The sequence below is a fragment of the Actinoplanes sp. NPDC049598 genome, assembly GCF_040675435.1.
In the GTDB taxonomy this organism is placed as follows: domain Bacteria; phylum Actinomycetota; class Actinomycetes; order Mycobacteriales; family Micromonosporaceae; genus Actinoplanes.
Genome location: NZ_JBFAOX010000034.1, coordinates 1 through 10,514 on the forward strand (window position 1 = coordinate 1; position 10,514 = coordinate 10,514).

Below are 10,514 nucleotides of genomic sequence, written 5' to 3' on the forward strand. Positions count from 1 at the left end.
TCGCGGCCGAACTGGGGAGCGTGAGGCCGCGAGTGGTCACCCCCTGCCCTCCGCCTTGCATGGGAATGCGTTTCGGCCGGGCGTTTGGTCGCCGGCGGCTGAGCGCGTGGTGCGGGTGGCGGTCACCTTGCGGTGGGGTGGGGGTGCTGTTCGCATCCGCGCTGTGGTTGGAGCAGGGGGCTCGTTCACGCAGGCCGGGGTGGGTGGTGGGTTGGTCGGCCATTCCAGGCCGGTTGCGCGGGTTCGGTGGGCGGGCAGGCCGGCGGAGGCGGGATGACGGGCTTTGCACGCCGGCGCGAGCGCCACGGACGGCGGGCTGGGCGTCGGTGTCTCTCTCACCCATGGGGGCCCAGGTCGCACTCCTGACTTGCGGGGCTCCTTGGAGGGTCCCGCGCAGGCGGGACGGGCGAACAGACCGGCATCGGTGCTGACCCTCGACCCTCACTGTGCCCACACCAGGTCGCCCCGCGGGCGACCAAGACCGGCATCTCGCGCGGCGACCATGCCCGGCATCCCACACGCGGCGCCCAAGAGCGGCATCGCGCACGCGGCGATCAAGGCGGGCTTGCGCGCGGACGCAGGACGGCGTCGACCGTGGTCACGGCGCGCTCGACGAGCACGCGGGTCACTCTCCGCGCCGCCCACCCTTATCGAGCCCACTGGGCACCCTGACTCGCGGGGTAACGCGGCGCAGGCCGGCCGGCGCGCAAACCGGTCGGGCGCGTAAGCCGGCCGGGTGCGTAAGCCGGCCGGGTGCGCAAGCCGGTCAGGCGCGTAAGCCGGCTGGGTGCGCAAGCCGGCCGGGCGCGCAAGCTGGGCGGGCGCGTGAGCCGGCTGGGTACGCGGATCGGCTCCGGCGTCATCCGTTGGCTTTCGCCCCGCCTACACCCACCGACATCTCTGAGCCGGACAGAACCGGGGCCGCTCAATGACCAGACCGTGACGGCGCAAGCGCGGTAGGACCGACGAATGGCCGTCCTCCGCGCCATCCTCACCGCTGCCCTGCTCGATGGCCAGGCCGTGACCCGCAAGCCTGTCAAGAAGGGCGAATCGGCCGGGCGCTGTACCCGCCCACATCCTGACCCGCTCCGTGGCCCGGACCGGGCGCCGCAAGCGCGGCGAGACGGGCGGGCGGGTGGGTGGGCTCGCGTCGGTACCTCCTGCTCCGAGCCGGTCAATGGCCGTGGGCGTCGTGGGGTTACGAGAGGCCGGCCAGGCGTAGGAGGGCGGCGGTTGCGGCGGCGGCTACCACGACTACGACGAAGGGGGCTCGGCGCCAGGCGAGGAGGGCGCCGACGGCTACGCCGGTGGGGCGGGCCAGGCCGGCGAAGGTGCTGCCGGCCATGAGCGTTGAGGTGGCGGCCAGGGCGGCCAACAGGGCGGCGGCGGCCATCGGGAGGATGCGCTGCAGGGCGTCGGAGAGGGGCAGCCGCTCGCGTAGCAGCACGCCGCCGAGGCGCATGGTGTAGGTGCCCACGCCGAGGATGACGATCGAGGCGATCAGCATCAGGACTCCTGGGGTGCAGGGGGCGGGCCGTCCGGATCGTCCGGGCCGCTGGGGTTAAGGGAATCGGCGCGGTGGGCTGGGCCGGCAGCAGTGGGCGCGGAGGTGAGGGGGGCTGGGCCGGCGGGGCGGCTTGCGGAGCGGAGCAGGGTGAGCAGGCCCAGGAGGGCGCAGAGGATCGGCAGACCGGCGGGGAGTACGGGGGTCAGGGCTACGGCGACGGCGGCGCCGGTCAAAGCGGCCAGGCGGGTGGGGCGGTCCCGCAGGGACGGGAGGATCAGGGCGATCAGGGCGGCGGGGAAGGCGGCGTCGAGGCCCAGGGCGTCGGTGTTGGTGAAGGTGTTGCCGAGGAGGACGCCCAGGGCGGTGCCGATGTTCCAGGAGGTGAAGAGGGTCAGGCCGATCAGCCAGTAGGTGGGGCGGCGGCGAGTGGGGTCCTTTTCGGCCAGGGTGAAGGCGACCACCTCGTCGGTCATGACGTGGGAGCCGAGGAGGCGGTCGCGGAGGCTGGCGCCCATGGCGGTGCCCACGGCCATGCCGAAGGGCAGGTGGCGGGCGTTGAGGAGCAGGCCCGCCAGCACGGCGGCGATGGGGTTGCCGGCGGCGAACAGGCCCACGGCCAGGAACTGGGAGCCGCCGGCGAAGACGACCGTGGACATCAGGAACGGCAGCCAGGTGGGCAGGCCGTAGGCGATCGTGATGGCGCCGAAGGAGGCGCCGACCGCGACCATCGCCGCGCCGATGGCCGCGGCGTCGCGAAGCAGCGCACGATCGATCGTTCGCTGTAACGTACGCATGGTTCAGAATATTGAACGCCGGCCCTGCGTTCGTCAAACCGAACGACACGATCGATGGAGCGAACATGCACGAATCGGCGCCGCCGCTGGCGACGATCGCGGCCGCGTTGCGGCGCGAGCGGGAGCGGGCGGGGATCTCGCTCGCGGAGCTGGCCCGGCGGGCGGGGCTGGCCAAGTCGACGCTGTCGCAGCTGGAGGCGGGCACGGGCAACCCGAGCATCGAGACGCTGTGGTCGCTCGGGGTGGCGCTGGGGGTGCCGTTCAGCCGGCTGGTCGAGCCGCCGCCGACCCGGGTGCGGGTGATCCGGGCCGGTGAGGGGCCGCGGGTGCAGTCCGACCAGACCGACTTCGTGGCCACGCTGCTCGCCGCGGGCTCGGCCCACACGCGCCGCGACCTCTACGTCATGGAGCTCGAGCCGGGCGAGCCGCGGGAGGCGGCGGCGCACATTCCGGGCAGCGTGGAGCACATGGTGGTCGCGGCGGGCCGGATCCTGGCCGGGCCGGCCGGCGAGCAGGTCGAGGTCGGGCCGGGCGACTACGTCTCATTCCCCGGCGATGTGCCGCACTACTACGAGGCCCTGGAACCGGCGTGGGCCGTGCTGGTGATGGAGCACCGTTAGGCGCGGCTGATCTGCTGGACGGCCCAGCCGTTGCCGTCGGGGTCGCTGAAGAAGATGAAGCCGACGTTGTCCAGCGGGTGCGGCACGGGCCGCGGGTTCTCGCCGAGGATCTGCACCTCGCCGCAGTCGACGCCACGCTCGACCAGCTCGGCGTGGGCCTTGTGAATGTCCGGCACGACCAGCTGCAGGCCCTTGAGGGAGCCCGGCGGCATGTCGGGCACGGCCCCCTTGCCGATCACGACCGAGCAGCCGGAGCCGGGCGGGGTCAGCTGGATGATGCGTACGTCGTCACCGAAGCTCGTGTCGTGGTCGACATTGAAGCCGAGCCGGTCGGCGTAGAACTGTTTGGCCCGGTCCAGGTCGGAGACGGGCACCACGACGACTTCCAGGGTCCAGTTCACGATCAACCTCCGTTGAAGAGCAGTGCGTCGAGCCGTTCGAATCCTTCGCCGAGTCCCCGGGCCATGGGATAGGCCAGCACGCGGGCGCGGCCCTCGGGGGTGGCGTAGCGGATGGTGGTGGTCAGCTCGGTTCCGGCCCCGGCCGGACGGAACTCGTGGCTGATCAAGGTCTCGCCGGGGTAGGACTGGTCGTCGAAGCGTTCGGTGTGCAGCAGGCGGTGCGGCGGGTCGACGACGCGGTACGTGCCGCGCTGGGTCATCCGATCGCCACCCGGCCCCTCGCTCACGAAGACGTAGGCGCCACCCACCCGCAGGTCGATCTCGCACTCGACGAGGCGCCAGCCGCGAGCCCCGTACCAGCGCGTCAGCAGCTCGGGACGGGTCCAGGCGGCGAACACGCGGTCGGGTGGGGCGGCGAAGGAGCGGGTCAGCACCAGGTCGCGGTCGCCGTGGGCGGTGACCTCCAGGGCGGTCACGACTCGTCCTCCAGCGAAGCGAGCACCTCGTCGAGGTTGCGGTACGACTCTTCCCAGTACTCCCGGTAGTCGCGCAGCCAGTCGACCGCGGCGCCGAGCGGGCGCGCCTCGAGCCGGCAGGGCGCCCGGCGGTTGCCCGGCTCGCGGCTGATCAGGCCGGCCCGCTCGAGCACCTTGACGTGCTTGGTGATGGCGGGCTGGGTCATCGCGAACGGCTCGGCCAGCTCGGTGACGGTGGCCTCGCCCCGGGCGAGGCGGGCCAGGATGGCGCGCCGCGTCGGGTCGGCCAGCGCGGCGAAGGTGGCGTCCAGAGTCGTGTTCATAACCGATCGGTAATCTACGACGCCAGTTCTGCGTCGTCAAGCGGGTACGCCGCCGGGCCAGACCGAGATCGGGCCGACCGTCATCGTGCGCGGGAACGAGGTCGCGGACGGGTCGACGTCGCCGGCGATCGCGACGTTGAGCAGCATGAACATCGGCTTGGCGAACGGCCACGTGCGGTCCGAGGCGCGTGCGTCCGAGGCCCAGAGAACCATCGTCGGCTTGCGGTCGACATAGAAACGGACGGTTTGCGCGTCGAAATACACGCCGAACCGGTGACTGCCGGTGTCGAGCGGGGTGCCCAGATCCGTCGTGCCCTCGTTCCAGCCGTACTGCCGGTCGATCTTGGCGTTCCTGGTGATCGCCATGTGCACGGCCGACTTGGCCAGCGTGGGCTCGCTGCCGGTGCCCTCGAAGACGTCGAGCTCGCCGCAGGCCGGCCAGCCGACGGTCGGCATGTTCGCGCCGAGCAGCCAGAACGCCGGCCAGACGGCGGCGCCGGTGGGCGCGGTGATCGACGCCTCGACGTACGACCCGGGGTTGATGGTGACCTTGTCCTGCGTGGTGAGCCGGGCGCTCGTGTAACCGCCGCCGCCCGTCCGCAACGCGGTGATCTTCAACTTTCCCGAGCCGTCGAGCTGCGCGTTCGCCGTACTGCTGGTGTAGGTCTGCCGCTCGCCGTTCCCCCACCCGCCGGCCCCGGTCTGCGCGGTCCAGATCCTCGGGTCGGGCGCGGCGCCTTCGGCCCCGGCGAAGGTCAGGGTCCGGCTGGGTGCGCTGGTCACGCGCTTGGGGGTGTACGCGGTGACGGGCTGGACAGACGCATTGGTGATCTGCACGGCGAACGGGCCCGAGGTGGGCAGCGCGAAATAGAGGGAAGTGTCGGCGGCGCCGGTCGCGGTGGCCAGGAACGTCCGGGTGATGCGCTGCCAGCCGGCGGTCGCGGGGCTGACGTACTCGGAGACCTTGGCCGGCCGGTTCTGCCACGAGCCATTGGCCAGGAGCATGCCGTACGTGCGGCCGGCCCCACCGAGATCACGCAGGTAGGCGGTCATCCGGTAGGTGCGCCCGACCTCGAATGCCGGAGCGGTGAGGGTGCTCAACGCGTACGCCCAAGAGCCGGAACCACCCGGCGAGCGCACCTCGACCGCGGTCTTGGCGGGGGCGCCCGTGAGGGCGGTGACCCGGCGCAGCGAGAGCGAGCCCGATTGCGCGGCCGCCGACCAGCCGGACAAATCGGACCGGGCTGAGCCGTTGAGCAGCTTCTCGACCGGCGCGGCCTTCGCGGGAACCGGGACGCCCAGCAGAAGTGCCGCGGCGGTGGCGGCGAGCAGTCGCTTCACGGCCCCAAGACATCGGCCGGGGCGGGGCGAAGCTTCGGGCGGCTCCCGGAAAGCAACCCGGCCGGTCAGCGGGTGGCTGTGTAGAGGCGCGCGACGACGTCCTCGATGTCCGGCTCGACCACGGACAGGTCGCGGACGGCGGAGGCGTTGACCAGGGCGGCCACCGCGGCGCCGGCGGCGATCGCGTCGAGGGTGAACGTGACCCGGTGGCCGTCGGCTTCCGTGCCGGTCAGGGTGGCGCCGGGCAGGGTGAAGTCGGCCGGCAGGGGCGCGTCCAGGTCGACGACGAGTCGGCGGCGGGAGCCGTACCGGGCGTGCAGCTGCTCGATGGTGCCGTCGTGGACGACGTGGCCGTGGTCGATGACGACGAGGCGGCGGCACAGGCGTTCGATGTCGGCCAGGTCGTGCGTGGTCAGCACCAACGTGACGTCGCCGCCGCGGCCCAGCTCGGCCAGGAACGAGCGGACGGCCTGCTTGCTGACCACGTCGAGGCCGATCGTCGGCTCGTCCAGGAACAGCACACTCGGGCCGTGCAGCAGGGCCGCGGTCAGCTCGCCGCGCATCCGCTGGCCCAGCGACAGTTGCCGGACCGGAGTGTCGAGGAACTCGTCGAGATCGAGCAGCTCACGGCACTTCTTCAACCGCTGCGCGTGCTCGGCCGGCGGGACCCGGTAGATGTGGCGCAGGAGCCGGAACGACTCCCCCAGCGGCAGGTCCCACCACAGCTGCGAACGCTGCCCGAAGACGACGCCGATCTGCAATGCCAGGCGGGTGCGCTGCGGCACGGGCTCGAGCCCGCACACCCGTACGTCCCCGCTGGTCGGCGTCAGCACGCCGGTGAGCATCTTCAGCGTGGTCGACTTGCCGGCGCCGTTGGGCCCGATGTAGCCGACCATCTCGCCCCGCTCGATGGCCAGGCTGACCCCGTCCACCGCCCGGACCAGGCGCTTCTCCCGGCGGAGGCGGCCCGCTTTGACGCGTACGGCGAAGTCCTTGCGCAGGTCCTGCATCTCGATCATGAGCCGGTGCTCCGGTAGTGGCGGACGCCGGTGCGCCAGACGAGCCCGGCGATGGTCGCGGCGGCCAGCGCCACCAGCGGTGCGGTGTAACCGGCCCACGCCGGCAGGCCGAGCGGGTCGGGCCGGTCCAGAATCACCAGGGCCGGCTGATAGGACACAAAGGCAAAGCCCAGGCTGTACGCGAAGACGGCGCGGAACCAGCCGCCGTAGACGGTGATCGGGTACGACGCGAAATCGCGCCCGCCGTAGGTGAAACCGTTGCCGACCTCGCCCGACTCGACCCACCAGAACGCGAAACTGCCGGCGATCACGAAGATCGCCCCGAAGAAGACGCCGGCCGAGATGGGCGAGATCACCAGGAGCAGCGCCCGGGCCGGGGTCCAGTCGATGTCGTTCAGGGCGACCGCGGTGACCAGCACGCCGAGGCCCACGAGCAGGCGCATCAGCTTCCGGACGGGCAGATCCATGCAGACCAGCTGCGGGAGTACGCCGAGCGGGCGGACGAGGACGGCGTCGAGGGTGCCCGTACGGACGTACCGCTTGAGGTCGTCGATGTTGCCGACCGTCATGTCGGCCAGGACGAACCCGGCGCTGGTGATCCCGGCCATCATCAGCGCCTCGGCCAGGTCGAACTCGCCGATCCGGGCGGCCGTGCGGAAGAGCACGAAGACGGTGGCGACGTCGATGACCGTGCCGCCGGCATTGGTGATCAGCTCGACGATGAAGCTGGTGCGGTAGCTGGCCATCGACCGCAGCTTCCCGCCCAGGAGGGCCAGGTACGGGTTAGCCACCCTGGACCACCAGCTTGCGCTCCGCCCTCAGCTGGACATATCGGGCGGCCATCAGCATGATCACGGCCCACACTGCCTGCAACGCGACCAGGCCCGCCTGGGTGGTCGGATCGTCGCGCTCGACAAGCACGTCGAGCGGGGTCTGGAGCAGGCCGGGCAGCGGCGTGGCGACCCAGAGGGTGACCGTCAGCCAGTCCGGGAGCAGGCGCAGCGGGAAGTAGAGGCCGGCCAGCACGCCGCTGGCCAGGGTCCAGAAGACGAGCGGACCGCGGGCGTCGTGCAGCCAGTAGGCGGTCGCGTTCACCAGGTAGCGGCATCCGAAGCAGCCGATCACCGCCAGCACGACTGAGACCACGAACAGGGGAATCGTCTGCCACCGATCGGGCGCCCGCAGGCCGAAGAAAATGGCTCCGGCAATTACCGGCGGTATAAATCGGGTCACCATGCCGTGCAGACCGCGGCCCAGGTCGGCGGCGAGATAGGCGGTCACCGGCGGCACCGGGCGTAACAAGTCGGCCGCGACCTCACCCGAACGGATCCGGTCGGAAAGGTCGGTCCATCCCCAGATGCCCACCACGGTCAGTAAGCCCTGTCCTACCCAGACGAACGTGGCGAGCTGTTCGGTGTCGTAACCGCCGGGCCGGCCGCCCGGTGCGCCCGCCGCCACGGTCAGGAGCACGTAGCAGCGGAGAAAGCCAAAGACTATGTTGGTGAACGCTCCGGCGGCCGTGGCCTGGCGATAGGTCGCGTACCGCCGGAAACCCGACCAGACCAGCGCACCGAAAGTAGCGATGGAGACCCGCGGCCCCGGGCCGGGAGAGATCGTCAGCACCCTGGCGTCAGTCCCGCTCACGCCGTTAATCTCCTTTCCGAAACCCCGCAGTCGAGCCGGGCGACTCTACCCGGGTCTCCGGACGGCCACCTCACAATTACGACCAGAAGTGGATCTCGCCGTGACGGAGCGTCGCCAATCACCGGGCCTCATCCAGGGCGCCCGATGAAGGGCTGGGGCTCCCTGGGCTCGGGCGACGCGGGCAGCTCGAGCAGCTGGGGCGCATGGGCCGACGAGCCGGCCTGGGTCTACGAGATCACCTGGGAGTGGGAGCCCGTCACCGGCCAGCGCTACCCGGGCGACCCCGGCCGCCGCAAGGCCGTGCACACCCCCGTCTACGAGGCCGGCTCGCCCCCCGCCGACGAGCCCCCGGCATCCTGGTCCAGCCCGGACGACCAACCACCGACGAGGTACGCACACAGCCCCGTGCCGAACAACGACCCCCGCCCGCCCCAGGGCCGCCCCGCCCAGCCGTCCCAGGGCCGCGCCGGCGGCGGCCCCCAGCCGGACGGCTGGCAGCAGGACGGCAGCCCCCAGCACACCGGATCGCCGGACGGCCCGCAGGCCGGCCCGGGCCGGGCACACGCCGGTCCGGCCGGGGTGCCGTCGCCGCCGCCGACCCAGCCGATGTGGAACCGGCCGGCCCAGAGTCATGCCATGCCGTCACGCGACCAGGGGGCCGACGACCGCCGCTCCACGCCCGACCAGCGCCGAGGCCCGGCCCCGGTCTACGGGCGCGCCGCCTCGGGCCCCACCCCCCAGTCCCCCGCCGGCGGCGAAGGGTGGAACACCCGCGCCCCCCAAGGCCACAATTCACAGCGCGACCCCCACCAGAGCGACCTCCCGCAGCGCGGCGCCCAGCCCCGTGACCTGCCGCAGCGCTCAACCCAGCCCGGCGACCAGCCGCAGCGTTCCAGCCAGCTCGGCGACTTCCCGCAGCGTTCTGACCAGGCTCGCGACCTGCCCCCGCGATCCACCCAGCCCGGCGACCGGCCACAGCACTCCGACCAGGCTCGCGACCTGCCCCCGCGATCCACCCAGCCCGGCGACCGGCCACAGCACTCCGACCAGGCTCGCGACCTGCCGCAGCGCACCTCCCCGAGGGATCTGCCGCCGCGCGATGCTTACCAGCGCGATGCGCGTCAGGGCGACCTGCCGCCTCGCGGCGCGCCCTATGGTGACCAGCCCCTGCCTCAGCGCGGCGCGCAGCCGCGTGACATGGCACAGAGTGATCTGCCGCCGCGCGACACCCGGCCGGCTTCGCCGCAGTACGACCCGACCCAGCGCGGCGCCCAGCCTCAGCCGCAAGCCCCGAACGAACTGCCGCGACGGGGCGTCTCGCAGCCCGCCGCGCAGCGCGACCTGCCCCCGCGCGACGCTTTCCGCGCCGCCGTCGTACCGCAGCCGCCCTATCCGCCGGGCGTCCGGCCCGCAGCCGGCCCCGGCACCCCGCAGGCCCCCGCCGACCCTCGTAGCCCGCGGCCCGCTCAGCCCAGCCACGCTCAGCCCAGCCACGCTGAGGCCGGCCACGCTCAGGCGGCTCCCCCGCCCGGCAGCACGACGCCACCCGGCGTCTACGGCGCCGGCCGTCCTCCCGCGGCGGCGTCCGGCCCCCGCGGCTACTACGGCCGCCGCCACGCCCCCGAGGAGCAGCCGGACGGACCGCGCCCGGTCTCCCCCTCCGGCGTCTACGGCAACGCCCGCCCCGCGCCCGCCGACGCCTTCCCGTCCCGCCCCGGCCAGCCCCCGGCCCCCGGCCAGCGCGACGGCCGCGACTCCGGCCCGCCCTTCGACCTGCGCCCGGCCCCGCCGGACCGCAGCACCCCCGCCCCGGCCCGCCCGGCCGCGCAGCCCACCCGCGTCACCCCGCAGCGCCCCACCGACCCGGCCCCGCTCTACCCGACCGCACCCGGCTCGGCGATCCCGGCCCCGGCCCACCCGGTGTCGAGCACGCCCCAGCAACGCCCAGCCTCGCCGCAGCCACCCTCGGGCAGGCCGCCGCAGTACCCGGGCACGCCCACATCACCATCCGGCACACCCGCGCAGCACCCGGCCGCGGCGCGATACCCAGGCACGCCCACATCACCGTCGGGCACGCCGGCCCAGCACCCGGCGGCGCCTCAGTACCCGGGCACGACCGTATCGCCGTCCGGCACGACCACACAGCACCCGGCCGCGCCTCCGCCCTACGCGGCTGCGGCAGGGGCGGGAATCCCCACGCAGCCGACGCACGCCGGCCCCGGCCACCCCGTTTCCGGCCCCAGCCACCCGGCGGAGCCGGCCTGGCCGGCGGCGGGCACGGCCCAGCCGCCCACCGTTCCTGGACAAACTCGACCAACTCACCCCGTCTCCGGCACAGCGAGTCCCGTCTCCGGCACCGCACAGCCGTTCACCGGACCGGCCCAGCCCC

11 protein-coding genes are annotated in these 10,514 nt (G+C 73.1%); 2 read left to right on the forward strand and 9 right to left on the reverse strand.

Annotated features, from left to right (window positions below):
* Positions 1-1,198: 1,198 nt before the first annotated feature.
* Positions 1,199-1,507 carry an AzlD domain-containing protein gene (locus AB0J66_RS43765; RefSeq protein WP_364673620.1) on the reverse strand — a complete coding sequence of 103 codons (309 nt, stop codon included), beginning with the start codon at positions 1,505-1,507 and terminating at the stop codon, positions 1,199-1,201.
* A complete protein-coding gene (locus AB0J66_RS43770; RefSeq protein WP_364673623.1) occupies positions 1,507-2,301 on the reverse strand; it encodes an AzlC family ABC transporter permease in 795 nt (264 codons plus the stop codon). Before AB0J66_RS43770 ends, AB0J66_RS43765 begins: the two co-directional genes overlap by 1 nt.
* 65 nt (positions 2,302-2,366) lie before the next feature.
* On the opposite strand from AB0J66_RS43770, the gene AB0J66_RS43775 reads away from it, so the two are divergent.
* Positions 2,367-2,921 carry an XRE family transcriptional regulator gene (locus AB0J66_RS43775; protein ID WP_364673625.1) on the forward strand — a complete coding sequence of 185 codons (555 nt, stop codon included), beginning with the start codon at positions 2,367-2,369 and terminating at the stop codon, positions 2,919-2,921.
* Here the strand turns inward: AB0J66_RS43775 and AB0J66_RS43780 are convergent.
* The 7 genes from AB0J66_RS43780 to AB0J66_RS43810 form a co-directional block, all read right to left on the reverse strand.
* Positions 2,918-3,322 (reverse strand): glyoxalase superfamily protein, encoded by a 405-nt coding sequence (locus AB0J66_RS43780; RefSeq protein WP_364673628.1) that lies wholly within the window; start codon positions 3,320-3,322, stop codon positions 2,918-2,920. The two genes, AB0J66_RS43775 and AB0J66_RS43780, sit on opposite strands and share 4 nt — an antisense overlap.
* 2 nt (positions 3,323-3,324) lie before the next feature.
* On the reverse strand, positions 3,325-3,798 hold the full coding sequence (locus AB0J66_RS43785) for an SRPBCC domain-containing protein (RefSeq protein ID WP_364673631.1): 474 nt from the start codon (positions 3,796-3,798) through the stop codon (positions 3,325-3,327).
* Positions 3,795-4,121, reverse strand: a complete 327-nt coding sequence (locus AB0J66_RS43790; RefSeq protein ID WP_364673633.1) for a metalloregulator ArsR/SmtB family transcription factor — start codon at positions 4,119-4,121, stop codon at positions 3,795-3,797. Before AB0J66_RS43790 ends, AB0J66_RS43785 begins: the two co-directional genes overlap by 4 nt.
* A gap of 36 nt (positions 4,122-4,157) precedes the next feature.
* On the reverse strand, positions 4,158-5,462 hold the full coding sequence (locus AB0J66_RS43795; protein WP_364673636.1) for a glycoside hydrolase family 16 protein: 1,305 nt from the start codon (positions 5,460-5,462) through the stop codon (positions 4,158-4,160).
* 65 nt (positions 5,463-5,527) lie between these two features.
* Entirely contained in the window at positions 5,528-6,481 is a 954-nt protein-coding gene (locus AB0J66_RS43800) for an ATP-binding cassette domain-containing protein (protein WP_364673639.1), read from the reverse strand.
* Positions 6,478-7,272 carry an ABC-2 family transporter protein gene (locus tag AB0J66_RS43805; protein ID WP_364673641.1) on the reverse strand — a complete coding sequence of 265 codons (795 nt, stop codon included), beginning with the start codon at positions 7,270-7,272 and terminating at the stop codon, positions 6,478-6,480. The genes AB0J66_RS43800 and AB0J66_RS43805 overlap by 4 nt, the downstream gene beginning before the upstream one ends.
* Positions 7,265-8,125, reverse strand: a complete 861-nt coding sequence (locus AB0J66_RS43810; RefSeq protein WP_364673643.1) for an ABC-2 family transporter protein — start codon at positions 8,123-8,125, stop codon at positions 7,265-7,267. Before AB0J66_RS43810 ends, AB0J66_RS43805 begins: the two co-directional genes overlap by 8 nt.
* A gap of 144 nt (positions 8,126-8,269) precedes the next feature.
* Between AB0J66_RS43810 and AB0J66_RS43815 the strand changes: the two genes are divergently transcribed.
* Positions 8,270-10,514: hypothetical protein (locus AB0J66_RS43815; protein ID WP_364673644.1), on the forward strand; the 2,245-nt coding region annotated here is incomplete at its 3' end.

Bases quoted from the DNA above. Each gene is read 5' to 3' on its own strand.
- AB0J66_RS43770 (WP_364673623.1), bottom strand. From the start codon at position 2,301: ATGCGTACGTTACAGCGAACGATCGATCGTGCGCTGCTTCGCGACGCC.
- AB0J66_RS43790 (WP_364673633.1), bottom strand. From the start codon at position 4,121: ATGAACACGACTCTGGACGCCACCTTCGCCGCGCTGGCCGACCCGACG.
- AB0J66_RS43800 (WP_364673639.1), bottom strand. From the start codon at position 6,481: ATGATCGAGATGCAGGACCTGCGCAAGGACTTCGCCGTACGCGTCAAA.
- AB0J66_RS43765 (WP_364673620.1), bottom strand. From the start codon at position 1,507: ATGCTGATCGCCTCGATCGTCATCCTCGGCGTGGGCACCTACACCATG.
- AB0J66_RS43775 (WP_364673625.1), top strand. From the start codon at position 2,367: ATGCACGAATCGGCGCCGCCGCTGGCGACGATCGCGGCCGCGTTGCGG.